General features: G+C 39.9%; 25 protein-coding genes. 19 read left to right on the forward strand and 6 right to left on the reverse strand.

Features of this window, described 5'->3' with window-relative positions; all coding sequences use genetic code 11:
• Window positions 1-179: 179 nt before the first annotated feature.
• The 4 genes from OKIT_RS02300 to OKIT_RS02315 all read left to right on the forward strand — a co-directional run bounded on the left by OKIT_RS02300 (window position 180) and on the right by OKIT_RS02315 (window position 6,031).
• On the forward strand, window positions 180-1,049 hold the full coding sequence (locus OKIT_RS02300) for a sensor histidine kinase (protein WP_415633388.1): 870 nt from the start codon (window positions 180-182) through the stop codon (window positions 1,047-1,049).
• 76 nt (window positions 1,050-1,125) lie between these two features.
• Window positions 1,126-2,958 carry an ABC transporter ATP-binding protein gene (locus OKIT_RS02305; RefSeq protein ID WP_007744962.1) on the forward strand — a complete coding sequence of 611 codons (1,833 nt, stop codon included), beginning with the start codon at window positions 1,126-1,128 and terminating at the stop codon, window positions 2,956-2,958.
• Window positions 2,951-4,855, forward strand: coding sequence for an ABC transporter ATP-binding protein (locus OKIT_RS02310; RefSeq protein WP_007744963.1), 1,905 nt, complete (start codon window positions 2,951-2,953; stop codon window positions 4,853-4,855). The genes OKIT_RS02305 and OKIT_RS02310 overlap by 8 nt, the downstream gene beginning before the upstream one ends.
• 72 nt (window positions 4,856-4,927) lie before the next feature.
• A complete protein-coding gene (locus OKIT_RS02315) occupies window positions 4,928-6,031 on the forward strand; it encodes a P1 family peptidase (protein WP_007744965.1) in 1,104 nt (367 codons plus the stop codon).
• A 32-nt stretch (window positions 6,032-6,063) separates the two neighbouring features.
• Here OKIT_RS02315 and OKIT_RS02320 read toward each other — a convergent pair whose 3' ends face one another.
• The gene (locus OKIT_RS02320) at window positions 6,064-6,243 is read right to left on the reverse strand and encodes a hypothetical protein (protein ID WP_007744966.1); all 180 of its coding nucleotides are present in this window, start codon (window positions 6,241-6,243) and stop codon (window positions 6,064-6,066) included.
• Between the two features lie 187 nt (window positions 6,244-6,430).
• Between OKIT_RS02320 and OKIT_RS02325 the strand changes: the two genes are divergently transcribed.
• Window positions 6,431-6,700, forward strand: a complete 270-nt coding sequence (locus OKIT_RS02325; protein ID WP_007744967.1) for a hypothetical protein — start codon at window positions 6,431-6,433, stop codon at window positions 6,698-6,700.
• Between the two features lie 43 nt (window positions 6,701-6,743).
• On the opposite strand, the gene OKIT_RS02330 is transcribed toward OKIT_RS02325, so the two are convergent.
• Window positions 6,744-7,520, reverse strand: a complete 777-nt coding sequence (locus OKIT_RS02330; RefSeq protein WP_040610104.1) for an ABC transporter permease — start codon at window positions 7,518-7,520, stop codon at window positions 6,744-6,746.
• 12 nt (window positions 7,521-7,532) lie between these two features.
• On the reverse strand, window positions 7,533-8,474 hold the full coding sequence (locus OKIT_RS02335; protein WP_007744971.1) for a daunorubicin resistance protein DrrA family ABC transporter ATP-binding protein: 942 nt from the start codon (window positions 8,472-8,474) through the stop codon (window positions 7,533-7,535).
• Between the two features lie 135 nt (window positions 8,475-8,609).
• Here OKIT_RS02335 and OKIT_RS02340 point away from each other — a divergent pair, with 135 nt between their 5' ends.
• Window positions 8,610-9,116, forward strand: coding sequence for a MarR family winged helix-turn-helix transcriptional regulator (locus OKIT_RS02340; RefSeq protein ID WP_007744978.1), 507 nt, complete (start codon window positions 8,610-8,612; stop codon window positions 9,114-9,116).
• 242 nt (window positions 9,117-9,358) lie between these two features.
• On the opposite strand, the gene OKIT_RS02345 is transcribed toward OKIT_RS02340, so the two are convergent.
• Together OKIT_RS02345 and OKIT_RS02350 are read right to left on the reverse strand one after the other, a co-directional pair.
• Complete coding sequence (locus OKIT_RS02345) at window positions 9,359-10,522, reverse strand: tyrosine-type recombinase/integrase (RefSeq protein WP_007744980.1); 1,164 nt, start codon at window positions 10,520-10,522, stop codon at window positions 9,359-9,361.
• Window positions 10,523-10,604: 82 nt separating this feature from the next.
• Window positions 10,605-11,555 (reverse strand): hypothetical protein, encoded by a 951-nt coding sequence (locus OKIT_RS02350; RefSeq protein ID WP_007744982.1) that lies wholly within the window; start codon window positions 11,553-11,555, stop codon window positions 10,605-10,607.
• 961 nt (window positions 11,556-12,516) lie between these two features.
• Here OKIT_RS02350 and OKIT_RS02355 point away from each other — a divergent pair.
• The 3 genes from OKIT_RS02355 (at window position 12,517) to OKIT_RS02365 (ending at window position 14,336) form a co-directional block, all read left to right on the forward strand.
• Window positions 12,517-12,708, forward strand: a complete 192-nt coding sequence (locus OKIT_RS02355) for a hypothetical protein (protein WP_007744983.1) — start codon at window positions 12,517-12,519, stop codon at window positions 12,706-12,708.
• A 163-nt stretch (window positions 12,709-12,871) separates the two neighbouring features.
• On the forward strand, window positions 12,872-13,780 hold the full coding sequence (locus OKIT_RS02360) for a primase C-terminal domain-containing protein (protein ID WP_007744984.1): 909 nt from the start codon (window positions 12,872-12,874) through the stop codon (window positions 13,778-13,780).
• 28 nt (window positions 13,781-13,808) lie between these two features.
• Window positions 13,809-14,336, forward strand: a complete 528-nt coding sequence (locus tag OKIT_RS02365) for a hypothetical protein (RefSeq protein WP_241778139.1) — start codon at window positions 13,809-13,811, stop codon at window positions 14,334-14,336.
• A 252-nt stretch (window positions 14,337-14,588) separates the two neighbouring features.
• Here OKIT_RS02365 and OKIT_RS09760 read toward each other — a convergent pair whose 3' ends face one another.
• A complete protein-coding gene (locus OKIT_RS09760) occupies window positions 14,589-17,639 on the reverse strand; it encodes a YobI family P-loop NTPase (RefSeq protein WP_007744994.1) in 3,051 nt (1,016 codons plus the stop codon).
• Window positions 17,640-18,453: 814 nt separating this feature from the next.
• On the opposite strand from OKIT_RS09760, the gene OKIT_RS02375 reads away from it, so the two are divergent.
• The 10 genes from OKIT_RS02375 (at window position 18,454) to OKIT_RS02420 (ending at window position 25,969) form a co-directional block, all read left to right on the forward strand.
• Window positions 18,454-18,987, forward strand: a complete 534-nt coding sequence (locus OKIT_RS02375; RefSeq protein WP_007744995.1) for a nucleoside/nucleotide kinase family protein — start codon at window positions 18,454-18,456, stop codon at window positions 18,985-18,987.
• Window positions 18,988-19,086: 99 nt separating this feature from the next.
• Entirely contained in the window at window positions 19,087-19,251 is a 165-nt protein-coding gene (locus OKIT_RS09610; RefSeq protein ID WP_007744996.1) for a hypothetical protein, read from the forward strand.
• A 177-nt stretch (window positions 19,252-19,428) separates the two neighbouring features.
• Complete coding sequence (locus OKIT_RS09335) at window positions 19,429-19,614, forward strand: hypothetical protein (RefSeq protein WP_007744997.1); 186 nt, start codon at window positions 19,429-19,431, stop codon at window positions 19,612-19,614.
• A 250-nt stretch (window positions 19,615-19,864) separates the two neighbouring features.
• Entirely contained in the window at window positions 19,865-20,218 is a 354-nt protein-coding gene (locus OKIT_RS02390) for a hypothetical protein (protein WP_007744998.1), read from the forward strand.
• 527 nt (window positions 20,219-20,745) lie between these two features.
• A complete protein-coding gene (locus tag OKIT_RS02395; protein ID WP_007744999.1) occupies window positions 20,746-21,234 on the forward strand; it encodes a PTS sugar transporter subunit IIB in 489 nt (162 codons plus the stop codon).
• Between the two features lie 18 nt (window positions 21,235-21,252).
• Window positions 21,253-22,047, forward strand: a complete 795-nt coding sequence (locus OKIT_RS02400) for a PTS sugar transporter subunit IIC (protein ID WP_007745000.1) — start codon at window positions 21,253-21,255, stop codon at window positions 22,045-22,047.
• Window positions 22,040-22,858, forward strand: a complete 819-nt coding sequence (locus tag OKIT_RS02405; RefSeq protein WP_007745001.1) for a PTS system mannose/fructose/sorbose family transporter subunit IID — start codon at window positions 22,040-22,042, stop codon at window positions 22,856-22,858. Before OKIT_RS02400 ends, OKIT_RS02405 begins: the two co-directional genes overlap by 8 nt.
• A gap of 25 nt (window positions 22,859-22,883) precedes the next feature.
• Window positions 22,884-23,300, forward strand: coding sequence for a PTS sugar transporter subunit IIA (locus tag OKIT_RS02410; RefSeq protein ID WP_007745002.1), 417 nt, complete (start codon window positions 22,884-22,886; stop codon window positions 23,298-23,300).
• Window positions 23,287-24,972, forward strand: coding sequence for a glycoside hydrolase family 13 protein (locus tag OKIT_RS02415; protein WP_007745003.1), 1,686 nt, complete (start codon window positions 23,287-23,289; stop codon window positions 24,970-24,972). Before OKIT_RS02410 ends, OKIT_RS02415 begins: the two co-directional genes overlap by 14 nt.
• Before the next feature lies 1 nt (window position 24,973).
• Window positions 24,974-25,969 (forward strand): LacI family DNA-binding transcriptional regulator, encoded by a 996-nt coding sequence (locus tag OKIT_RS02420; protein ID WP_036593696.1) that lies wholly within the window; start codon window positions 24,974-24,976, stop codon window positions 25,967-25,969.
• Window positions 25,970-26,065 lie beyond the last annotated feature (96 nt).

Here is a 26,065-nt window from a genome sequence, read left to right on the forward strand (position 1 = left end):
CAGCAGCAGCTGTGATAGCTGCTGCTATAACGGTATTATTCGTCTGGTGGGGACTTTACTGGTTACCGGCTTGCTTACTACTTATTCTTAGTTTATGGGATTGGCATCGGCGTAAAGCGGCATTATCCCAGTTGATCATTTGCGGGGACATCATCGTAGCTGTGATCCTGAGCTTTTGGTTGATAGCTTTGCCTTATGTTTGGCTGCTGCTGGCAACGGGCGAAATTCATTTGTGGCAAAGCCAACGGCATTGGCCGCTGCGCCTACTAGGAACTGGATGGATGCTGGTACTAGCCCTTTTAGTATCTCTTTTGTCGAGCTGGCCGCAAGTTGTTTTGACTTTAGCGATTGCTTTGCTGCTGTTATTTATGACCGAACTTATTTCTTTTTTCTTTACGCAGCAGGATGCTGTTTTTGCCATTGGATTAGACCAGATGATGGCTCAGTATAGTCAGGAAGTGCAGGATTTGTATGCCAATATGCGCGGCTGGCGGCATGATTATCATGATCACTTGCAGGCTTTAAAAGCGTATCTGGATGATCAGCATGTCGCCGAAGCACGCAATTACCTGGATTCCCTCGAAGAACGCTTGGATACAGTAGATACACTGATCCATTCTGGCAACATTTTGCTGGATGCAATCATGAATGCAAAACTCACTTTAGCCGAACATGCACATATCCCAACCAATGCTAAGGTGTTTGTCGGCACAAGGCCTTTGATTAAGGATTTAGACTTGGTCGTGATTGTGGGAAATTTAATGGATAATGCCCTGGAAGCAATTGAAGAGCAGCCGGATGGCGAGATGCGGCGCCTGCGTGTTTATATCGCCATTTTGAAACAGCAGCTTTATATATCTGTGACGAATTCGCGCCCGCGCGATCAGACTATTGATTTTCATTATGCCTCGACCAAAAATGACAAACGCGGCCTTGGCATTCGCCGTATCAACAAACTGGTTTCTAAATATGGCGGTATGATCAACCGTCAATACGAAGACGAAGTTTTCGTGACGGAAATTGCCATACCACTTGCGCAGAGTAAATAACCATTTACGCAAAAAATGGCCTCAATGGTCATTTTTTTTGTAGGGTAAGTGAAGTAAAGAAAAGAAGGCGATTATCATGGCTGAAAAACATCTGACATATTCTTTGTGGAACAACTTACACTGGTGGTGGGGAATTATGCGCCAAGAACGTCCTTGGATTAAATGGACACTTGTCGGTTATATCTGCCTTACCGCTATCGTATCGGTAATTAGTGTAATTATCCCGGCTTGGCTGGTCTCTTTGCTGGCGTCGCGCGCGCACTTTGCAAACTATGCCACAGTCGCTTTGGCGATGGCTGCCGCTTTGGCTGGTACTGTCGTGGCTCAGAACTTGTGTCTCTCATATGGACGCGATCTTAGCGGTGCAGTCCGATCTCGCGTCCTGCTGCAGATGCATAGTCGTGTCTTGTCAGTGCCTTATCAGCAATTAATCGAACCAAGTACCGAGAAACTTTACCATGAAGCATCGACCAATGGTACTTCTTGGACAATGGCTGGCGCTCAGGCAATCTTTTTCGGGCTTGAAGGTGTTCTGGCAGATAGTATCACGCTCTTGATTTTTGTGCTGACTTTAAGTGCTTTTACCCCTTGGCTATTTGTTTTGGTGTTGCTGGCGGCAGTAGCCAGTTATTTTGCTTTGCAATGGTTCCGTGCTTGGTACGACAAACATAAAAATATTTGGGCGGCTGACGAGAAACAGCAGGATTATCTCGAACGTACGGGTTATGCCAGTGAAAACGGCAAGGATGTCCGCCTTTATCATGTTCAAAGCTGGTACCACGCGCATCTGAACAAATTGATTCACGATCGTATGCAGTGGCAGCGCCGCAGTAGTAGGCGCGAGATGGTTAGCCGCATGATCGGGGAAGTGGCCGGATTGGTTAGAGACGCCGCGGCATATAGCTATTTAATCGCAGCTGTATTGGCTAAAACCCTCACTTTGGGCCAGTTCACGCTGTTGTTTTCTGTGACTAATCAGTTTGTGACACTAACCAATCAACTGCTGGAAGATATGCATATACTACAAAAGGCTAGTATTGATTTGCAGGATGTCAGGCGTTTTCTGGATACTGCCAAGGAGAAAAATCTGCCTCAATTATCAGCTGCGATGGCAAAACAGTTATCGAAAAGACCTATCACGATTAGTTTTGACCATGTGAACTTTACCTATCCGGAAGCGGATAAAGCGACATTGCAAGACGTAAGTTTTACGATGCACGCTGGTGAAAAATTGGCTTTGGTCGGTGTCAATGGCGCTGGCAAAAGCACGATCGTCAAATTAATGATCGGACTTTTTACGCCTGGCAGCGGCCGTATCACCATTAATGGCCTTAATGCGGCTATGATACCGCTGCAGGATCGCTATGATCTGTTTGCTCCGGTCTTTCAGGAAACAACACTGATAGCTGCTTCGGTCGCCAACAACATCGCGCTAACAAGCACGCCTGATTCTGCACGTGTTCAAACAGCTTTAGCAACGGCTGGTCTAACGGAAAAAATCGCCAGTCTGCCCAATGGGGTTGAGACCCCAATGACACGAAATATTGAAGATAAGGGTGTTGAATTTTCAGGCGGACAAGCACAGAAACTCATGCTGGCACGAGCAGTTTACAAGAATGCACCGGTATTGGTGCTTGATGAGCCGACTGCTGCCTTGGATGCGCTGGCTGAAAATGAGGTGTATGAAAGTTTTGCTGGATTAGTACAGGGGAAATCAGCTATTTTTATCTCACATCGTTTGGCGTCGACACGTTTTTGCGACCGGATTATTTTTTTGGCAGACGGCAAGATTACAGCACAAGGCACGCACGAAGAATTGATGGCCCAAGGCGGGGGCTACGCGGAAATGTATCGAGTACAAAGCAAATATTATCAAAAGAATCTGAAATCGGGTGATGACCATGACTAATCAGAAGAAAAATTTTGGACAAAAACTTTGGAATATTATTCGCGTTGTTCATACACTTGATGCTAAAGCAGTCTGGTTGGAATTGGCTTATGCCTTTGCAATGCTCGCCAGTCCATACCTGAATATCGCTTTTTTGGGACTATTGTTGATCGGCTTGCAGCGTGGGTTTTCAAATGATCATATGCTGCTGTTATTGGCAATCTTCCTGGGGACGCGTTTGTTTGTAACGCTTATTACCAGCTGGCTGGAAAAATTAGCCGCCGATCATGAGACTTATGTTGGTCAAAGATTGAGAGCTAAAACAACAGAAAAACTGCTTAGTATCAGTTATTCGGATTTTGAATCGCCGGAGATGCGTGAAGCATACACAGGAACTAAGCGCGGCATAAATATGAGTGGTGGTCTGACGTCATTATTGCAGAACGGTTTTAGGGATACTTTTTCCTTAATCATTTCGGCTATTTTCGCCATCGGAATCTTTATCACCTTGGCGCAGGGCCATGTGAGAATGAGTGCAACAGCTGCTGGTTTTTTCAATGGTTTCCATTATCCGTTGACCCTTGTGCTGCTGCTGGCTGCACCAATCGGATTAGGCTTCTGGGCGACTAAACGCGGCAACATCCAACAGCGTAAAATGATTGCCGGCATTATTCGAGAAAATCGTGTATTTGGTTATTTTATTAATTTTGTTGATACCTTTAAACACGGTGAATTAACACGGCTTTATGGTGCAGATAAGTTGATCAAATCCCAAGAAGAGGCCTCTAATAACAGGAGCTGGGAAGATTATTGGCGGGGAGCAATCGGTTCGCTCCTTTATGCCTTGCCGCCTACTATTCTGATTAATCTTTTAGTTGGTGCCTTGTTTGCCTTGATTGGACTGCAAGCCTTTGGCGGTGGTATTGCGATCGGCACAGTTTTGATTGCTGTCGGCTATTTTCAACAATTTATGAATGCCTTTAATGAATTTACAGGCAGTGTTGGCTGGTATCTGAATATGATTGATTATCTGCAATACTTTAGTGATTTCTTTTCTCTACCCGACGCGGCAGAATCGGGCAGTTTACCGGTCGAAAAACGAACCGATAATGATTTTGCTATCAGTTTTCATGATGTGTCTTTCAAATATCCCGGTAGCGATGCCTGGGCACTGAGGCATGTGAATTTAGATCTGCATATTGGAGAACGTCTGGCAATTGTCGGACCCAATGGATCTGGTAAGACGACATTAATTATGCTCTTGACGCGTTTGTATGCGCCGACTGAGGGAAGGATTACGCTTAATGATATTGATATAGCCAAGTATGAAGCTAAAGAATATGAGAGCCTGATGGGTGTTGTTTTCCAAGATTTTCGTCTATTCGCCTATAGTATTTCCGAAAACGTGGCCGCGGATTCTGTCCCTGACAAAACGCATGTCTGGCAAGCTCTTGATGTTGCAGATATTAAAAAACGAGTCGTCGCATTGCCCAAGACGATCGATACGCCGCTAACAACAGCTTTATCTCCTGATGGTGTCGCGGTGTCGGGCGGAGAAGCACAAAAAATCGCGATTGCCCGGGCTTGGTATAAAAATGCGCCTATTGTCATACTAGATGAGCCGACTGCAGCTTTGGATCCAATTTCTGAATATGAAATTTATCAGCGTTTTGATGACCTGATCGCCGATAAGACAGCAATTTATATTTCGCATCGCATGAGTTCGACGCGTTTTTCCCAACGAATTATTGTCTTTAATCAAGGACAGATTGTCCAAGATGGGACGCATGATTCTTTGATGGCACAGCCGGGCTTGTATCGAGATCTCTTCAATGCACAAGCAAAATACTATACGGATGATCGAGTTGCGTCCGAACGCGCCAATGGCGACAAAAAGACAAATGCTGTGACTGGTTGACTAGCGGAGTATCTTGGGAAACATTTCCTATATTTTGTGAGATGATGTCAGCTAGATGTCGAGGTATTCAATATGGGTTTATCGGTCAATTTAGTTAACGACCTTTCAGATGGGATTAAAGGCCCTAAAAACTTAATCACAGATGTTGCCGGTGTCAAAGTGGGCCAAATAAACCACGATGAAGGCGATTTTCATAGTGGTGTGACAGCGATTTTTCCTCATTCAGGTAATCTGTTTAGAGAAAAAGTACCAGCTGCATCTTATGTCATTAACGGTTTTGGAAAAAGCATCGGACTGATTCAGATTGATGAACTGGGCACGATTGAAACGCCGATTGTTTTAACAAATACTTTTGCAGTGGGCACGGCAATCAATGCTTTGACAAAATATATGCTGAAGGAAAATCCGGAAATTGGTCAGACAACCAGTACGGTTAATCCGATTGTCGCTGAATGCAATGATGGTGTTATTTCGGATATTCGCAGCATGCAGATTACCGAGTCGGATGTTTTTTCGGCATTGGATGCTGCCAAAGATACTTTCTCAGAAGGAGCTGTTGGTGGCGGTCGTGGCATGATTTGTTACGGTTTGAAAGGCGGCATTGGCTCGTCTTCTCGCATTGTTGACCTTGATGGCCGCCATTATACACTTGGTGCCTTGGTGATGACTAATTATGGCTTTCTCTCAGATTTTATTGTTGGCGGAATGCCGATCGGTAAAGCTTTGTCGGAAATTTTAGTTACCGGTAAGCAAAAAGAAGAAAAAGGATCAATTATTACTGTCTTGGCTACTGATGCACCTTTGGACTCACGACAGTTGAAGCGTTTAGCCAAGCGGGCCGCAGTTGGTATTGGCCGGACTGGTGGCTATGAGGGAAACGGCAGTGGCGAAATTGTTTTTGCCTTTTCGACAACGAATTTGGTCCAGCATTTTGCCAAGCATGATTTTGACACGGTTTCCCGATTTAATGACAATCATATTGATACCTTTTTTAGAGCAGCCGCTGCCAGCGTTGACGAAGCTATTTTGAGTTCCTTGCTGCATGCCAAAACAACCATGGATCGCAAGGGTTGTTTATGTCTCAACCTAGCGGATGCCGCTAAACAATTAATTGAAACGCAGCCCAAATATACTGGTATGGTTCATGATCTTTTCCACCAGCTCGGTATCAAATGAATCAAAAAAGGAGCCGCAGCTCCTTTGGTAAATTATGTTGGTCTCTTTAATTTAAGAAATACTACGATAGCATTATACAGATTTTTATTTTGTAAAAAATTGACCGAATCAAGTACTGCTTGATCCTTGGAGGCCAAAGGATGCTGTGGAACCTGTTTCAATTCCTTGATTTCAACATTCTTTGGATGAGATTGTTGTGTCTGAGTAATCATAGTTCCTCCTTTAAAAGGCAGGTTCGCTAGATGTTTACAACTCTATTCTATCAAGGAAAATTAAAGGCCACATTAAAACCGACCTTCTGTGACAGTGGTAAAATATTGGCAAATCATCCGCTCAGAATGATCGATTAACTGGTGTTAGTGGAATAAGCCGGTAGTGAATTGAAAAAGAGTTTTAAAAATGAAGTCATCAGATAAAAAACAAAGTCTTAAGGAAGAATTGCAAAAAATTCAGTTCAATAAGTTGGATGAAAAGCAAATCATAAATACTGCTATTGCTCGGCTTGAAGGCGGTCAGCGGGACCGTATGGTACTTGTATATTTGGCACAGCAGTTAAGGAAACTAGCTTTAGAAAGAAACTTATCCAAAGAAGGCCTTGATTTGCTAACGAGGATCACACGTCCAAACTTTGATGAGGATGTTGCGTTTTCATCAATCACTTGGTTTTAATTCTCAATCAGGGAGCTATTTTTCTTCTGAGTTTTAATCGCTTTTAACGCCGTCGTTGATAGACAAAGACAGTCAGGGGCATAAAAATCAAAATAATGATTCCTCCGCTAATAAAGACCGCAGTGGCATTGCCGCTCCATTGACCAGTTCTCAGAATGGTTCTAATTGCCGAGATGGTCAAACTCACCGGGTTAATCTTCACTAGCGTCTGAATAAATTTTGGCAATGTTTTTGTGGGAATAAAGGCGTTAGATAAAAATGTCATCACTAAGATAATTACCATAGATAAGCTGCCAATTAGCTCCGCATTCTTGGCAATCAAGCCTACCAAGGCAAAGATCCAAGAGGTGGMCCAGCCGATAAAAATAGCTAACAATAGCACTGTGATTAGTGCTGGCAAGCCGACTGTTGGTCGCCAGCCCATGAAAAAGGCCGTGATCAACGCCATGGCTCCTGAAATCAGTAGGCGGAAGATGTCACCCACTAATTGACCTGCTAGCGGCACAATTGGCGAAATCGGCAGAGTCTTGAAACGATCAAAGACACCTGCATTAATGTCTTCACGCAATTGCTGACCGGAACCTGAGGCTGCGTTTAAAATACTTTGCACCAGAATGCCAGACACCAGCATGGGCAAGTAGGCGTGAACACTTCCCGCAATGACGCCGCCGAACAGATAACCGAACAATAATGTGAAGATCACGGGTTGCATAATTACGTCACTAAAATTATCGGGATTATGCAGCGTCTTCAGTAGATTGCGGTGCGTCATAGTTAAGATGTTGCTGAAAACAAGATTTTTGTTTGTAGTTGATTGCATCATTTATTCTCCCTAATTTTTTCCCACCGTCATTTTTAGAAAAACATCATCCAGCGATGGTGTTTTAACAGCAAAATTGTTCATGGCAATCCCCGCAGTCTGGAGCTGATTTAAAATTTGTGAAACTACCGACATTCCGGAGTCGTCAAGCAATGCGGTCAGGGTTCGTTCATCAACGTGCACAGATGCTGCTAAAACGTCTTGAATAATTGTTTGGGCTTGTGTGACTTGTTTTAAATCAGCCACCTCTAGTCGAAGCTGCAGACCGCCGACTTGTTGTTTGAGCTGGCTTGGCGTCCCGATTGCGATCATACGACCATGGTCAATCAGGGCAATACGATCAGCTAAGTGGTCGGCTTCTTCTAGATATTGCGTTGTTAATAACACGGTCGAACCTTGGGCAACCAGTTTTTGGATGGCCTGCCACATCTGTGTTCTTGTTCTTGGATCCAATCCAGTGGTTGGCTCATCTAAAAACAAAATCGCGGGTTTTCCAATCAAGCTAACAGCTAAGTCCAATCGGCGGCGCATACCCCCAGAAAATGTTGCTAATGTTTGATCAGCTGAATGCAGTAAGTCGAAATCTGTTAATAATTCGATGGCACGGTTACGAGCGACGGCACCTGTTAAACCGTTTAGCTTACCGAAAATCATTAAATTCTCGCGTGCACTCAAATCTTCATCAACCGCCGCAGTTTGGCCAGTCACACTGAATTGTTGACGTGCAAAACGGCTCTGTGCCAGCGTGTCAAAACCGTTCAATAAAATTTTTCCTGCGTCTTGGCGCAATAAAGTCGTGATCATCTTTAAAATAGTGGTTTTTCCAGCGCCGTTTGGGCCTAATAAACCGAAAATCTCACCTTTTTTAATGGCAAAAGAAACACCTTGGACTGCTATTTTGTCGCCAAAATGTTTTTCAATATTCCTGACTTGAACGATGTTATCGTGATTCATAATTTGTTCTCCTATTATTCGATCAGGGCCCCAGATCAAATATATAGTAAGGGTATCTGACTAAATTGTCAAGCGGCCGTTTTCAGGGCTAGGAATGTTGTATATTTAAAAGAGTAATGGATGGCGTAGCGAATCATGGCAAATAAAATCAAGGCAGAACTGGCCGCCGGAAAATTGGCGGAGTATGACCAGCTCAGTAAAATCTATGATGATGTCATCAAACAGGCGCGGCCACGCTTAACGGTTCAAGGCCAAGGCAAGATTTTACTGGCATTGGCCGATGAAGACCATTTATCACAACGGGAACTGGCTACACGCCTGGGAATTTCGCCTCAGTCTACGAGCGAATTTGTCAATAAACTTGTTAAGTATCATTTAGTCACTTTGACAAAATCACCTAATGATCGGCGCATCAACTTAGTGAATTTAACTAGTGAAGGTCGAAAACAAATCGAGTCCGCTGCCCAAGAAGTACCTCCATTCATTAAGACACTCTCCGACACTGAACTCGATCAATTGTCATCGTTGTTGTCTAAGATCACGACGGCCATGTATGCAGATATAGATGCCGCTAACTCTACTTTAGGAGTTAAACTTCATAAGTTATTTGCCAGCCGATATTTAAAACAGTTTAAACCTTAACCGTAGTCAACCTTAGCGATTAAGCTAAAAAGCAATAGATATCGTTTATCGACATTTTTCCTCAATCAATTAATGGTATTTTTGACGATTTTTCGGGACAAGTGGTGAAACCAATAATGAAACTGGCCAAAGTAATTTCCCTATTTGTAGGGTTTTATACACCCTTAGACCCCCAACATTCTGGACATTACGGGATTCGAACCATAAATGCTGTAATGCTTGTGCGACAAGGCTTGAGTAATTTAATTGTTTCCTTGATTACTTATTTGATTACTTTGATTCAAAAAATTGGCGAATATCTTCGCTGTTGCTGTTTTCTGTTGCTTAGTTACTTCCGCATAAATCTGTAGGGTCGTATGCACATCGTTGTGGCCGAGCTGATATTGTAATTGCTTGATGTCCATCCCCGCTTGAACGGCTAAAGTGGCATAGGTATGGCGAAAGCCGTGAATCGTCACGGGGGATAAATTAGCTTGTTTGGCTATGGCTCGACACCATTGTCTGGGTTTGCCTAAACTGACAAACGAGTTCACAGAGCTGTTAAACACGAACTCACAAGGAGATGCACTATATCCCAGTTTCTTGTATAGCTCATGTTGCTGCAGTTTCCATTCGGCTAGAACAGATACCGTACCTTCATCTAGAGTTAAGACACGATTACTGGCTTTGGTCTTGGGCTCATCAGAAACGATTTCGCCATCAGTGACAGTTACAATGGTCTTATTGATTAACAATGTTTTTTGACTCAAATCGATATCAGACCAGTTCAAAGCCAGGGCTTCGCCTTTTCTCATACCGGTAAAGGCTAATAACCTAAAGAAGGCATATCGTCCGAAGTAGTCTTGATGATATAACTGGTAAGCACTATTTAGAAACTCAATAAGTTGTTCTTTATCATAGAAGTTCGCTGAGTCTTTGTCAGCTGCTTTTTTAGCTCTGGGCCTATCAACGTTGGCAAAAGGATTCTCAGCTATATAGCCATACTGGATGGCTTTTTTATAGACTTGATTTAGAATAATCAGAATGTTGCGATAATCTACCAGTTCTTTAGCTATTCGGTTCACGTAATTCTGTGCCTGAATAGCGGTTATCTCATCTAAAAACTTGCCTTGAAAAGTTCTTCTAATATGCAGTTCATAACGTTCTTGAAATTTTTTGAACGTTGAGGGTTTGACCTCTGTTGCTTTCATAGCTAACCATTGATTAGCTAATTCAGTCAATTTAATCCGCTTTGGTTTTTGGCTTTCTAGCTGGCCATTAGCCGCAGCGACTTTATAAGCACGATAGGCATTAACAGCCTCTTTATGGCTATTGAAGCCTCTTTTTGTTGTTGGCTTACCGTTTAAGGTAATCCTAAAATAATATGATTTAACGCCATTTTTAAGCGTTCTATTTTTGATTTTCATTGTTTTTATTTCAATGAACAATCACGGATATGATCAATGACGAGAGTTTTAACGGCTTGTCTTTGCCTGATAGATTTATTTTTTAATCAATATGTGAGCCGATTCGTTCTTGGTTAAAAGCCTCCAGTTGTGAGAGAAAATCCATGGTGGCTTGATTGATTTTGTGCTGTAAGACGTCAGCTTTCGAGTTGCCGCTGTGAACATCTAAGTAGTCGCGTTGGGTAAGATCGTAAAGGGGTGAATGTTGAGCAGTGTTTCTATATAATTGACTGAGTTCGTTTTGAATTTGACTATTAGCGGCCGTTATGAGTTCCCCAATATAAGCGAGTAAGTGCTCATTAATCAGGCTGCCTAAGCTATTGGATAAGGTTTCAAAGCTGTAAAAGGTTTGTGCCACTATGTAATGATCAAAGCCATCACTGAAACGATGCTTATTGAGAATGTGCTCTTTAAAAAAATTAGTTAGTTCTTCTTCTGACAGCGGTTGGCCGGTTTCTGGGTCTGTTTCGTATTCTGAGACGGTGGCTTTCATATATGAAAAATCCTGAGAAAACAGATCGTCAAATCTCGTCGCTAAAAGTCGAATATCTTTAGATTTGAACTTTTGGTCTAAAAGCCGGTAGGATGATGATTTCTCTCGTTGGATAGTAAAGAATTCGTGTTCAATGGCGCGATGCAGGTCCCGGAAAAAACGGTTGAGGTAGCTAGGAAGCCGATCAGGGTAGAGCATGGCGAAATAGTCGAGATGGTCGCCTTGTTTAGCATAAAAATCCCGAAGTGCTTTTAACTCTAAATTAGAGGGCAAAGTTTTACCGACACGCCAATTACTAATTTTAGAGATACCGTTCTGATAGCTGTCTGACGAGCTAGTACCTTCGTAGAGACGCAGCACAGGTGCTAAGAGATCCTTGATTTCTTGATTATGCTTAGCCATTAAGCCCTTGAGAAGTTGACTGAAATATTTACGGTTGCCTTTAACTCGTTTGAAAGCACTACTGTTCTGATTTGGTTGTAGAGATGTTTTTATTGTCATAATCGTATTTAATTTAATTCGTAATTAAATATAATTGCAAATAATAATTATTACGATTAGTATAGCACATTTCTGAAAAAGACGCTGAAGGTTCTCATTACGCAGGCTAAGTTGAAAATGACTAAACAAAAAACAGCGCTTCTAAGCACTGCAAAATAAGCAAGCAAAACCAAAAATACCCCCCAAAGATTGAGCGAAAAGAACTAACTTGCTTTTTTTAATCAAATGTGATAGAATGTATCTATAAAGTAAATCCTATTAAATTATACCATATAAAAAATTGAATGGCAATATAAATTTGAAAGATTTAAAAAAAAGAAAGAAGATGAAAATTTTGGATAGAGAGTAACGAGCTATCATAGCTAAAAAAATATCTTATTAGAACTCAAGAACAGTGAAATATTTAAAAAATGGCAAGGCACTGAGCAGAGAATAATTTTGTCTCAATGATATTGCTAATGATTGGCCCATTAAGTTAAGAGGTCTGTCACTATTTCAAGAGCCATAATGAGATTTTAAATGATCAAAAGATAGATTTAAAACAAGATGTTTTGTTGAAGAGAAAACGAAAATTAATCTTGAATGGGTATCTATTTTTTAGCCTCTCTTGACTAGCTAAGTTCTTTGTTGTATTTTTTTGCCTTCATAATCGTAAAAAAAGTATATATAAATTATATATACTTACGATTATGAACAGTAAACAAGCAGCTGGCTAAGTGCTAGAAAAAAAGAACTTAATTCACCATTCAACCGCTTGCTTGAAAAGTTAACATTCCCAATGCGTGTCTTTACGGAAAACAATATTAATCAAAAAGGAGAAATGGGCACACGGATATGATCATTGCACCGCCGTTAAGACCTTTTTTGGACGAAACTTCAACAATGATTTCAGTAGGTTGATGGGTTGATTTAGAAATTGAGTCAAGAAAATGCAAAAAATAAATCAGTAATAGGAGAAGAAATGTACAAAGAAAAAGAACTTTATCCGGTGACCTTTAGGCGCCGGGATGTACTACAGTATTTTTCGATTAGTCCAAGGACATTCGATAAATTCATACAAAAAGCTCAGATCAAGCCGATTATCTGGGGCAGTTTGAAGCTTTACAAAACAGCAGATATGCTGGCATTAATGGAAAGGAAGCAAATTAAATGACAAGAATCAAAACAGAATCATTTGAAGATACAAAAAAATTCACTAATTACACAACTTTGGCGAGCACAGTAGTCAGTGAATTGAAAAATAATAATCATACGAGCATCAGAATCAATGTCTACGTATATATTAACAGGCTTTTCCTATTTGTGGAGGAAATCTGATGATTTATCTGCAAAAAGGATTAAAGAATAGCCACTTAACGAAGCAGCCAACAGAGCTTTCTGACTGGGACTGGCTTAAGAGCTACCAGCCGTTAGAACGAACTGAGATTAATTCAAGCGACCTGGCTCACAACTATAAAGAAAACAAGGCTGCCTTTGTACTGGCTGGCCAAATGGCGACGCTAACTAGAAATGACACTAACCTGACCAAACGTTCAATCTTATTTTTCGATATTGATGGTACAGATGGGGATGATTATCAGACAGCTGTGTCAAGTGTCCAGTCAGCTTTGGCCAAGATAGCTTATCTGATCTACCCGACTGTTTCTAATGGCTATAAAGGCACTCGCTTGCGCCTAGCTGTACCCATTGACTCGACTTTTGATGCAGCACAGCGGATCCAAATAGGCGATTATTTAAGGCAGTTATTACCCAATAATTGGCAAACAGACTTGACTAGCTATGGTTCTCATTGGTCACAACTAGCCGGACTGCCTGTTTTAAATGCCTACTCTGTGATGCATAAATGCAAGCTGGCCATGAATGATGCAGAGTCTTTTTTGGGTCTGGCTCAAATCAAATCAAGTCAGGCTCCCATGATTAAGCCTCAGCGTAAAGAGCTAAAAGATTTAGCTGAGTCAAAAGTTCGGAATGATCGCGAGCCCTGGCAAGATTTGGTTAATCGAGCAATGGCACAATCAATCAATCCGCCTAGCCATGGCCGGCATATCTTCTACAGCTCTTTAATTGGGTCATTATTGCTGATGAAACTAGATCAACCTGTGATCAAAACCTTGATAACGTGGTCAAACCAGCACTCAGATAATCCCTTACCGGAGTCTGAGCTATACCGGACAATTGACTCTGTGAGTAGAACGGCAGCCAGAAAAGAGCGCGTCAATGGCTAACAGCCGGAACTACACAAAGGGCTGGCTAGTGAATGACCGTTTTGCCGAACTCACGCCCGAAGGTCAAGGCACGTTGTTAGTTGCGTTGGATAAAGCTGATGATATCGGTTTTATTCCAAATCCAAAGGCGACTTTGCGAGCACAAAACATTCCTGGTAAAACACTAGAGGAACTTGTAAATAATAACTATTTGATCAAAGCACCTTCAGAGGACAACGATCTGTATTTGTTTAAAGAATGGTCAGAACATCAGCGTCTTCGGCACTTTCTTTTAAGTGGTATATCTAACCCCTTCTTGATTCCAAATCTATTTGTAGATGAAAAGGGTCAAACCGTTTTTAAAGATAATACCGATACCAACAACGTTGATTTTATTGATTCACATTGTTTATTAATTGAGAATGTTTATCAGAAATCATCTAATTTTAAGCAAGATTTGCTGCCCTGGATTAAGATGAATAAAAATATTATTTCAGATGTTGTTATGGAAAGATTAACAAAACTAATTAACCTCCAAGCAACTAATGCTAGCGAAGACACGAAAAAGGAAGTATAAAAAATGAAAAGCCCGCTTAAGCGGGAGTATTTTATTATTTTAAATGCTGGCGGATTCGTCAGCATTTTTAACAGCCTAAGGTAAGTCAAGCTAAGTCAAGGCAAGGTAAGTTGGGTTAACTCAAGTCGTGCATTGGAGCATCAATTTTCAATCTTGTTTAAGAAATGCAAATAAATAAATGTTGAAAATGAATTCATATAGCGCCGGAAAAGTTGGTTATTAATCTAAGGCCTTGGTGTTACTTAATTATGTTTATTTTTTGACTCTTAATCTAGATCCACCTAGCACTTCGAAGTTGCTAATCAAACTTTGATCTTTCATCCAATGGAGTAAGTTAGTATCAGGTTCTAAATTATCTAATTTGACACTAGTGAACCCACGAACATGGTCCATTACCTTTAACAGCTTATCAGAATCATCATCGTGTAACTGGCGAAGCTGTTCGTGAATTTTGTCTTGTGTTAGTAGGGACAGATTTCTAGAGAGAATCAATTTATTGTTCTTACCCGGCGTTTTCAGCACATTCAATAACAGCGCTTTGCTTAAAGAAATTTTCTTGTCAACAACTAATTGTTTGAAGTCTTTATCAATAAGTGTGGAGCCTACTTGGACATCCTTATCAATTAGTAACTGAATCGTAGTAGCCTTTATTGGCAGGCCACCTAATTCAAACAGAATCTTTATTTTTTCTGGTTTCAAATTATTTATTAAAGCATCACTAAGCCAACCAGCTATGTCGGTAGATGCTTTCATAAATACCGTGAATTGTGGTTCTGAAATATTTTCTGTAGCAACAAACTTCTGGTAAAATTCATCGGATAATCCCTTAATTGATGAACTTTCCCAATTGTTATTGTTGATAAATTCAACAAGCTTTTCATCAAAAACCTTACCTGATAAGTCGAAATAAGCTAAAAGATTCTCTGTTGTTTTGTGGATTTTATTCTTCTGCAATGCAAGTTTCTTGAGATCGTTATTGGTAATATCTGCCAAATCAACACGTGCAAGAATGTCTGTTATGATTTTCTGTTTGAGAGCAACATAAACTGTTTCATTGTTAATAATTTGTAAATTCAGCTTATTATCTGTCAATTGATCTAAGTAGCTGATTAAAATTTCCTCATTTGAGTTCGTATCATCGTAGCGATTATGTTTGATGATATCCTCTAAATTAGAATCCGCTATCCAAAACTCACTTGTGAATTGAGATAAATCAAAATGAATTTGTGGTTGCAGTTCCAAAACCTTCTGATGAAAACCTTGCAGTTGTTCTACCAAAGGATTTCTTACAGTTGGTTTATCTTCAAGATCAATATTAGAATCACTGTATTCTAAATTGATTGCTTCTTCAATAAATCCAGACTTATAACGTATGGCTGTTTCAAGCATGACAAGCAATTTATCACTTTGATTTTCAGTAAAGAGATAGGCTAATAGATCAAAGTTAAGAATCTGTTTCTTTGAAAAATCCTCTGCCTCGAGTCTGGGAATCAAGTCTCCTATTTTCGTTAGATGCAGATGCGTATCGAAGTCATCACTATCACTTAATAATCCCCGCATAAAGATGCGATTAGCGTTGTCGCCATAATAATGATTAATCACGTACAGATAATCCTCTTTGATGTAACCGGATCTAATTAAGGCATATAGCATTTCGTTAAGGGGCTTTCCCTCAAAAACATCTTTATCAATGTTTTGTAGCGGTTGTTTGGTGATTAACTCTTTTTGCGATCGCAATTTCTGCAGTTCTTCATCAAAAGCAGTCACATTCCTTAGATCATTTGCATAGTTGACTTGATTAGATTTGAAATCCAGATAGGGTTCCCTGTTTTCGTTGCCTATTTGAACTACTAAATTTTTCTGAATAATGTGTTGCGCTAGATCGAAAGTGTTGATAGACCTTCTCGTGAAGTCATTTGCAGTTGCATAATAAACCAAGTTATTTTTTCTAGCCCAATAATATAAATATTCAGCTTCTTTATTAGCAATGGTGCTATCTTTTTGGATTTTAATTTCGATTATTTTTTGATCAATGGCATTGACTTGCTTTTCAATGTTGGCCTTATAACTAGAGACAATCTCTGCCAGCTCGCCCTTCCCATTTTGTAAATCATCAAATCTGTCTGGAAATTTGTTTTTATAAGCAATCAAAGCGAGCAACTGATCTTTTTCTGCTGTATTCCCAGTTGCAGATCCAATTGATTCGAACACTTGATATTCGTTATGAATGTTTAACAGCAACCGGTAATCATCGATGTAGAGACTCAATATATAACGCAAACGATCATTATTTTTGGGGAAGAAACTTGTCAGTTTATCGAAAGAGTTGTTTGATGTGATATAAGGGATAACAGGAATGATAAGATCAAAAAATTTGACACGGTCGTTTGGATCAGCAAAGATATCATCTTTAATGAGGTATATAAACTGCCAATGTTGTGCGGATTTACGAAACTTGTTTATATGATTGAGTTTGATATTGAGTTCACGGAGCTTTTCAAAAATAGTTAAATTATCAAAGCGGTCAAGATCCTCGATAATTAAAATGCGTTTACCTGATTTTTCAAACAAATAAACAATCTCATCAATATACTTTTCAAATAAATCATCGTTAGAAGTATCTATTTCGGTATCAACACTTTTAAGCGAGATCTTAAACTTAGATATCTCCAAGCGAGCCAGTAACTGAAATAGCAAATAGATAAAAAGAGTGATGATTAGAACCGCTCTGACCCCGTTGATTACAAAGGCCACATTTTTAGGCCAAAAGAGATGGAAATTCAACCACAAGGATAACAGCAACACTAATTCGATACAAATAGCTGACTGGTTGGAAATTAGAATAGGCCTTTTGACTTTAAATCTAGTTAAAGGAATTTTTTTAGGATCCACTTGGTAAATAATCTGGTTGATAATATTTGCAGATATTCTTGCGTTTTGCTTTTTCTCGTGCTTGCGTTCTTCTTTAGTATTTTCGGTCTGATCATCTTTTTCTATATCGGCTGTTAGTGGCTTTTTATTAAAGGTTGCAAAACTGACTTTTAGATAATTATTTTTATTCGGATTGTCCTCACGTGCAAAATAACTATCAATAATCGAAGATTTCCCGCTACCATATTTACCAGCAATAGCAATATTATCAATCTCGCTACTTTTTTTGCCTGTTAATGCCTGATCTAAATATGTGACGTATTGGTGATATTCTTCGTTGTCTAAATGCTTATTGGGGGAAAGAGGCTGAAGCTGATCTCGTAACTGCTCTTTGTTATCCACTATTTTCCCTTCGTATTTGTTTTGCTTCATTATTCCTCTTAATCGGCACTAAGTCAGACGTTACAAATTCACGCAGATAGAAACCTTTATTGTTGTCAATTTTACTCTGTGAAAGTGCTTAAAAACTGGAAATAATCGCAAATAATTGCTTATTTTTGGCTGTTTTTTTGTATTTTATGGCTACTAAGACCGCTGTTAAGGCATTGGCATCCCCTTTATTTATTTTTTATCTGATTGATCTTATAGCATCTTTAGTGAAGCCAGATAGACCAGCAACAGCTAAAGATTGGTGTGACCCCTAGAGACAATCAAACGCCGTTATATCGGCATTTATAGGACTAAATCAGCCTATAAAAAAGTTTTAATTTTGGCATTTTTAACACAGACAGACAGTTATGTGAACGCTCTATCAGACACCGATACCCCCCCTATCATTTTTCTGCTGAGTATTGTTTGAGTGCTGAACGGTGTGCACATACCTGTGTGATAAGTCCGTTTTATTTTTTAAAAGTCAGCTTGGTTACTGAAGAGGAAAGCTATGTTGTAATTGTCGATATCTTAAAATTAAAAGTCTGTATTTCTCTGAATTACTTTTGAAGCTAAAATATCAAAAAGTCGCTTTTTCAGGCTTTTAGATCTCGAAAGGAACGAAATAATCGCGAATTTTTGGTGATCAATCTTGTTGCGTAACGGTCATGACCTATCAATTCAGTTTCAGCCCTCTTTTTTTAATTTTTGTCGGGCATATCACTCGTTAGAAACAAAATACTTTTTTTGATTGGAGTGAGAGAATGGTGCTAAAACATTGGTAGCTGGATAATTTAGAAGAAAAGTGGGTTCAATTATGTCAAAAGTAATAGTAATTAGCGGTCTGACAGCTGGAGGGAAGACAACCCTTATTAAGGCGCTGGCACAAAAATTAATCAATAGCAAAATTATTTCCTTTGATGATTATGATATTGACCAATTGCCTTCAGCTCCCTCATTGGGCACTCCCTTGTCCCAAACGGTGAACCAGTATGATATTACGGAAGTTGTGCGAGCCGTAAAATCTGCTAGAACGAAATTCGATTATGTATTGGTGGATTTTCCATTCGGAAATCGCCATAATTCATTGGCTTCTTTAATTAACATAACCGTGTATATCAAAACACCCTTAGATCTTTTATTAGCCCGACAGATTTTACGCGACTATTCGACTAGCGAACTAACAGATATTCTCGATTGGTTAAAAACATACATCAGAATTGCCCGGCCTATATTTCTCGCAAATGAACAATTTGTTTCATCAAGTGCTGATTTGATCCTAGACGGCAGTAATCCTCTGCCGTCAAAAGTAGGTTCTGTCTTAAAAACACTTCAGCGCAATAAATTTTAAAAGGAAATCTATGATTTAATACTCAAGTTTATATTGATACTTTACTCACAGTTATTTTTCAGAAACGAGCTTAAAGCCAGTGGACATAAGCCGACAACGGTGCAAAATTACATCATTGCAGTTAAACAACTCTTTAATTTTGCTGAAGTCTACAGCTTATATCCCAACATTGCCAAGGGCGTCAAAGGTGCAAAGGTCTCAGGCAATATCAAAGACCAATACTTTACAGCTCAGCAAACAAAAAGCGCTCAACCATACGGCTAAAGCGCCTTGCTAGCATATAGCTCTGGATGCTCAGAAATTCAAGTTGTCAGCAACAAGACACTGACCATCAGTGATAATCTAACGAAGCGGTTAGGCTTACAGCAAACAGATAAACTCACTCAACAACCGTCTCTATCTATATCTCAACTAACTAGTAATGAATTAAATAGGAGCTATTTGTCCCTAGAAGCACAAATCAAACAAGCAAATAACCCAAATCAAAAAGAGGCACTCCAACATCAGCTTAGCCACGTTATCCAAGGGATCAGTAGTCGCACAGAAACAGAGTTAAAAGAGTTTACTGGAAACAATCCTGATATTAAACAATCAGGCAAAAATGTTGCGCAAGAGCTAAAGCCTTAAAAACTAGGAAGAATCCTTCAATCATCACGACAATTAGAAAGTTCTAAAAACAAGAATCAGCAAATGAGTTGGTTTTATTTCAATTGCTTTTATATATAGACGTATTAGTAGACGGTTAACCAAGGTTATTAGTTCTTAATAAACTAGTTTTTCAACTAAGTCGATTGGGATCAAAGAGCACACCAGTTATTTGTTGGTGTTTTGGATGAATTAGATATACATCAACGTTTTTTAAAAGGAGAACAGTAAGATGTCAGACAAAAAAATCTCGCCTATCCTAACGCACCATAAAACCAATTCCTTGCAAGAAAAGCATGTTCAGATTGCAGGTACGAATGATTTTGGTGATCGATCAGATATTATTGCTACAAACAAGATGCCGAAGCAGTCAACCAAAGTGACCACCACCCAAAGGATTACTTTTGCCACCAAAGAAAAGATTAAACTCTTAGCTTATTTTATAGATGGCACCAACGATAAACAAAAACTGGCCTTTAACGATACAGTTGAGCTCTTAGCCGATCTCTATGTGAAAAACAACTTGAATGATCGGCAAAGGGAACTGTTTAAAGATATGCTAGAAGAGAAAGAATCTAATCTATAACTCCTGACTGATAAACTGGATTATTGAAAAGAGCTAAGAGGCCGTCACTAGTCCAAGTAGAATGGCGACAGTTTCTAGTAAGAAAAGAAAATAATGCCTTTTTTGTATAAGTCGTAGTAACACTCACAACAAGGAGACTATGCTAACAATAAATTCCGCGCCTATAAAAACATCCTAGTTTATGAGACTAGGATGTTTTTGTCTCTACTAGTCTCGTAAGTACAGGCAAGATTGTCTGCAGGAATAGTCTTACGAGTTTCGAACGGTGATTTTAGTGTGTAGGCAACGAGAGCCTACAGACAGCCATTTTAGACAACTTCTGGCTGGTACACAAGTTTTTATTTGAATCGAAAACTTTAAGTAAAGCGTTTACATTAAGAATAATTCATGGTATATTGGGTTCGTCAAAGATGTTGGAACGTTCCAAGTTGATCGGTTACTAGCGAATGGTCAAGTGGAATTATGACGATACAGACATTTTGAAACTAATTGATATTTACGCGAATGTCACGAAAGGAAGGAAAACTATGTCAGTTATATCTGCACGAATTGACCAAAGACTGATACATGGCGTCACGGTCAACCAGTGGAACCGTGCTTTGCAACCAAAACGTTATATGGTTGTGGACGATCAAGTGAGTCAAGACGAAACCGTGAAGGCTAGCATGCGCATGAGCAAACCAGCAGGTACGGGCATGTCTATTATTAATCAAGAAAAGGCTATTGCGAATTTTAAAAATGGTAACTATGATAATCAGCGTGTTTTTTTAATCGTCAAAGAGCCTGCTGTGGTTCTTGCTCTGCTAAACGGAGGTGTCAAAATACCGGAAGTGAATGTTGGTGTTATTTTTGAGGATAATGGTCGAACCCCTCTAACGGGTCGTGTTGCTATTGACCATCAGGAATTGACCGACTTAAAAAAAATTCAAGATCAAAATATCCCCGTATTTATCCAATACACACCAGAAGAATCAAAACTGAGTTTAGATAATGCCATTAAAGGCAAAGATATTTAAGGAAGAGTGGTTAAAATTATGCCAATCGTATTACAAAACATTCTGATTATTCTACTCGCTGCCGAAATGGCATGGGATACAGGATCTGGTGGCCAAATATTTAATAATTGGCCGGTCACTATTGGTCTAGTCATGGGAATCATTATGGGGGACACTCAGACTGCCTTAATTGTGGCGGGTACTTTGCAGCTAATGTCCTTGGGTGTTGCTGGCATCGGGGGCTCCTCGGTTCCTGAGTATGGTTTAGCTACTATTGTGAGCGTATATCTGGCTATCAGTACTGGCGCCAATACGGGTACTGCTGTTGCTGTTGGTTTACCGGTGGGTATGCTGACGCTACAATTGGACGTTATTGTTAAGTTCATTAATAACTTTTTTGCTCATCTATCTCAACGCTACTTACACGAAAAAAAATTTGAAAAGATGCAATGGTCTTTTATTGCCTCGGTATTAGTTTGGACATTGAAATACGTAATTCCTGTTGCCGTTGTTATTACGTTCGGCCCTTCAATTGTCAAAGTAATTTTAAAGGTGATTCCGCAATGGTTTACTGATGGCTTGACTATTGCTGGTGGCATGCTGCCGGTTGTCGGAGTTGGCATGCTGATGCGCTTTATGCCAACAAAAAAGTATTTGACATTTTTGATCGTTGGGTTTGTCTTTTCTGCCTATTTACAACTACCGATTCTAGGGATTGCGTTGCTTGGGGCTGCCGCTGCATATTTCTTGTATCAGACACGCGTTAAAAATTTGAGTCAAGTACAAACTGCTGGTACTAGCAATACTAACCAAGGAGATGACTACGATGAGTGAACCGCGTAAGTTAACTGAAAAAGAAAAGAAGGCCATGTATCGTCGCTGGATTTTTACTGCCGGCTTAGGATACAACTATGAAACTCAACAAGCACCATCAGTAGCTTTCTCTATGGCTAAGGCGTTGCGTAAAATTTATCCAAACGATGATGATTACATCAAAGCAATGGATAACCATTACAAATATTTTAATATTACCCCCCAAATGGGCAATGTTATCTTAGGCGCGACCTTAGCAATGGAAGAGAAAGATGGAATCAAGGCTTATGATGCTGTGCAAAACTTGAAAACATCACTCATGGGCCCACTTTCCGGCGTTGGTGACTCGGTCTTTTGGATTCTTTTTCCAACGATTATGGGTTCCATCGCCGGCTATATGGCTCTCCAAGGTAACCCAATCGGTGCGATTATCTGGATAGCTATGTATGTGGCATTATATTTTGTGAAAATGTGGTTATTTAAGCTTGGTTACACTTCTGGTGTTAGGCTCATTACTACCCTAGGTGAACGAATCAATATTTTCACGGATGCCGTTTCTGCAATGGGCCTAATGGTTGTTGGCACATTGATTGCTACTGTAGTCAAGGTTTATACACCACTGACATTTATTACTGGGAAAGTTAAATTATCTGTTCAAACGGGTATTTTCGATAAAATTATGCCTGGATTACTGCCAGTTGGCTTAGCCATATTAGTTTATTGGCTTTTAGGGAAAAAGTCTTGGTCACCATCAAAAATAATTTTATTAATCATTGTTATTTCCTTAGCTGGCGCTGCAACAGGCATTCTCGGTATCACGCCAACCAAGTAGTCAATCAATAAGTTAGGAGTTTTTTATGAAACGTCATTATATCATTGCTTCACACAGTACTTTATCTGCCGGTATGGCTGAGGCTGCCAAGTTCTTTATTGGTGATAAACAAGATATTAAAGTTATCACAGCTTATGTTGATAATCAGCCCGTTGATGCACAGATTGCTTCTTTGTTTAAAAGCTTTCCAAAAGAAGATGAAGTGGTGATGCTAACAGACATCATGGCCGGATCGGTTAACCAAAAAGCGTTTCCTTACATTCATAGAGAACATACGCATATTGTTAGTGGTTTTAACTTAGCCTTGGTACTAGGATTTTTAATGGAACCAGAATCGAAATATATTAGCCATGAGCGAGCAGTGAATCTAGTTGCCGATGGACAAAAACAAGTTATCTACATGAATGATTACAAGCCGGAGGTAGCTGATGACGACGAATAATTGGTGGAAAACAAGCACTGTATATCAAATTTATCCTCAGAGTTTTAAGGATAGTAATGGTGATGGCATTGGTGATCTTAACGGTATCACAGAGTCGCTGCCTTACCTCAAAAAATTGGGTATTGATGTCATCTGGTTAAACCCCATTTATGAATCACCATTGGTTGATAATGGCTATGATATTTCAGATTATTACAAACTAGATTCGCAATATGGTACTATGGCTGATTTTGAGAATTTGCTTACCCAGACTCACGCTTTAGGAATCCGCTTAGTGATGGACTTAGTTGTGAACCATACTTCAAATAAAAATAAATGGTTTGAGGAGTCAAAAAAAAGCCAAGATAATGATTATGCTGACTGGTATATTTGGAAAGATCCGAAGCCAGATGGTTCAGTACCAAACAATTGGGGCAGTTCATTTGGCGGTTCTGCTTGGACTTATGTTCCGGAACGAAAACAATATTATTTGCATCTTTACGCACCAGAACAGCCCGATTTGAACTGGGAGAATGAGGAAGTTCGTGATGCTATTTATAAAATGATGAAATTCTGGTTTGAGAAAGGAGTTGATGGTTTTCGGATGGATACCATCAGCTTATTATCAAAGGTACAAAGTTTTCCGGATGCGCCACTAGAACCAGGCAGGAAATACGGATCAGCCTACTTTGGCGCTGCAAATGGACCCCGGATTCATGAATTTTTACAAGAAATGAACCGAGAAGTTCTAAGCAAATATGATGTTATGACAGTTGGTGAGACGCCACATACGACATCCGATCAAGCTAAGCTTTATACAGATCCCGAACGTCATGAATTGAATATGGTTTTCCAATTTGAAGCGATGCATTCCGATTACGGCTATTATGGTCGATATTCGGACTTACGCTTTAAATTAAGCGATATGCGCAGAATTATGAACCATTGGCAACTCGCTATGGATGGTCATGGATGGAATTCTCTATTCTGGGGGAACCATGATCAGCCTCGAGCTGTGTCACGCTTTGGTGATGATGGTGAATTCAGAGTACAATCAGCTAAAATGTTGGCTACGGTGTTACATTTTCAGCAGGGAACTCCTTTTGTGTTCCAAGGTGAAGAAATTGGCATGACAAATGCTCATTTCACTAAGATCAATGAGTATGAAGATGTTGAAGCACTGAACATTTATCGAGATCTCAAGGCGTTAGGACTAGATGAGAAGCTGATTATGTCAATGCTAGCTAATAAATCCCGTGATAATTCACGTACTCCGATGCAATGGGATAAAACAGAAAATGCTGGTTTTACCACAGGCACACCTTGGTACCAAGTGAATTCTAACTATCAACAGGTCAATGTGAAACAGGCTTTAATCGACCCAAATTCGATATTTTATTATTACAAAAACTTAATTAAGTTGCGGCATGATTTGCCTATTATTAGTCAGGGTCGGTTTATTCCATTATCTGAAGATGATTCAGATGTGTATGCTTATATACGTCAATTGGATCATCAACAACTACTAGTGGTCGGGTCTTTCAATAGACATAAAATTCGTTTCGCTGTGAATGAGTCCTTTGCTGTTGATCAGGCGAAATTATTGATTGATACTTATGGAGACAAACCTGAGTATCGGAAGAATATCTTGTATTTACGTCCCTATGAAGGAGCAGTATTAAAACTTGGTTAATATGAATGATGTTGCCCGTGAGGCCAAGGTCTCTCGTGGCACGGTGTCTAACTATTTGAATAAGGAACGTGTCTTGCCAGAATCTGCCACTAGGATCAAAGCGGCGATTTCGAAATTACACTATGTGAGAAATGCCGCGGCTGCAGAAATGCGGACTCAAAGTTCGCGTTATGTTGTCTTTATCACGCCTACAGTTTGGACGCCATTCTTTGCTGAACTAACTTATCATATTCAAAAAGCCTTAAATCAGAAAAATTACAAGATGATCTTGTGCGTTTCTAACAGTCGATATGATGAGGAACGAGAGTACGTCGAGATGGCACAAGAACAAAAAGTTGCTGGCATTATCTCCATTTCGTATTCGCAAATGAACCGGCATGTTGCCCCTGGGATGCCCTTAGTTTCAATTGAAAAAGATGTGACAGGTTTATTTCCAATGGTCTCATCTGATAACTATTCTGGTGGCCAATTGGCGGCGGCTACTCTTAAGCAGTCTGGTGCTAAACGCCAATATTTCTTAGGGGCAACCCATCTTGAGTCTGCAGCAATGCAGGCACGATATGATGGTTTTAAGGATTATTGTGAGGAACATAATATTGAGTTTGATATTTTCAAAGTTCCTGAAATAAAAGATGAGAAAAGCCTTGCTTTAAAAGGGATCAGCGTCATGTTAAACCAGCTGGCCAATAGCAATAAATTAATCGGGAGCGGTATTTTTACCATGTCTGATGAGTATGGGATGGCAGTCTATCGTCAATTACAAGACATGAAAGTACCGGTTCCTGCTGCCGTCCAAATTATTGGTTTTGATGGTGGACGAGCGACGGCCAGCGATACACCGCTTTTGACTTCTATTCGTCAACCGGTTTCTGAGATTGCTCGAACAGCTGTCGATGAATTCAATAAAATGATTCATCACCAACTGGAGGGCCCGGTTCCTCGTATACAATTACCCATTTCTTTATACCAAGGACAAACTACACAAGAGAGTAAATAACTATTTATATCATTTTTAGAACAGTATTTAATTTGTGGAATTTGTCTCATGATCCATTCATGGCAACACCATTGAACTCAAGTCAATGAATAAACC

The sequence above is a fragment of the Oenococcus kitaharae DSM 17330 genome, from assembly GCF_000241055.1.
Taxonomy (GTDB): Bacteria; Bacillota; Bacilli; order Lactobacillales; family Lactobacillaceae; genus Oenococcus; species Oenococcus kitaharae.

Coding starts and splice junctions, on each gene's coding strand:
- OKIT_RS02305 (WP_007744962.1), top strand. CDS start 1,126: ATGGCTGAAAAACATCTGACATATTCTTTGTGGAACAACTTACACTGG.
- OKIT_RS02310 (WP_007744963.1), top strand. CDS start 2,951: ATGACTAATCAGAAGAAAAATTTTGGACAAAAACTTTGGAATATTATT.
- OKIT_RS02315 (WP_007744965.1), top strand. CDS start 4,928: ATGGGTTTATCGGTCAATTTAGTTAACGACCTTTCAGATGGGATTAAA.
- OKIT_RS02320 (WP_007744966.1), bottom strand. CDS start 6,243: ATGATTACTCAGACACAACAATCTCATCCAAAGAATGTTGAAATCAAG.
- OKIT_RS02325 (WP_007744967.1), top strand. CDS start 6,431: ATGAAGTCATCAGATAAAAAACAAAGTCTTAAGGAAGAATTGCAAAAA.
- OKIT_RS02335 (WP_007744971.1), bottom strand. CDS start 8,474: ATGAATCACGATAACATCGTTCAAGTCAGGAATATTGAAAAACATTTT.
- OKIT_RS02340 (WP_007744978.1), top strand. CDS start 8,610: ATGGCAAATAAAATCAAGGCAGAACTGGCCGCCGGAAAATTGGCGGAG.
- OKIT_RS02345 (WP_007744980.1), bottom strand. CDS start 10,522: ATGAAAATCAAAAATAGAACGCTTAAAAATGGCGTTAAATCATATTAT.
- OKIT_RS02350 (WP_007744982.1), bottom strand. CDS start 11,555: ATGACAATAAAAACATCTCTACAACCAAATCAGAACAGTAGTGCTTTC.
- OKIT_RS02355 (WP_007744983.1), top strand. CDS start 12,517: ATGTACAAAGAAAAAGAACTTTATCCGGTGACCTTTAGGCGCCGGGAT.
- OKIT_RS02360 (WP_007744984.1), top strand. CDS start 12,872: ATGATTTATCTGCAAAAAGGATTAAAGAATAGCCACTTAACGAAGCAG.
- OKIT_RS09760 (WP_007744994.1), bottom strand. CDS start 17,639: ATGAAGCAAAACAAATACGAAGGGAAAATAGTGGATAACAAAGAGCAG.
- OKIT_RS02375 (WP_007744995.1), top strand. CDS start 18,454: ATGTCAAAAGTAATAGTAATTAGCGGTCTGACAGCTGGAGGGAAGACA.
- OKIT_RS02390 (WP_007744998.1), top strand. CDS start 19,865: ATGTCAGACAAAAAAATCTCGCCTATCCTAACGCACCATAAAACCAAT.
- OKIT_RS02395 (WP_007744999.1), top strand. CDS start 20,746: ATGTCAGTTATATCTGCACGAATTGACCAAAGACTGATACATGGCGTC.
- OKIT_RS02400 (WP_007745000.1), top strand. CDS start 21,253: ATGCCAATCGTATTACAAAACATTCTGATTATTCTACTCGCTGCCGAA.
- OKIT_RS02405 (WP_007745001.1), top strand. CDS start 22,040: ATGAGTGAACCGCGTAAGTTAACTGAAAAAGAAAAGAAGGCCATGTAT.
- OKIT_RS02410 (WP_007745002.1), top strand. CDS start 22,884: ATGAAACGTCATTATATCATTGCTTCACACAGTACTTTATCTGCCGGT.
- OKIT_RS02415 (WP_007745003.1), top strand. CDS start 23,287: ATGACGACGAATAATTGGTGGAAAACAAGCACTGTATATCAAATTTAT.
- OKIT_RS02420 (WP_036593696.1), top strand. CDS start 24,974: ATGAATGATGTTGCCCGTGAGGCCAAGGTCTCTCGTGGCACGGTGTCT.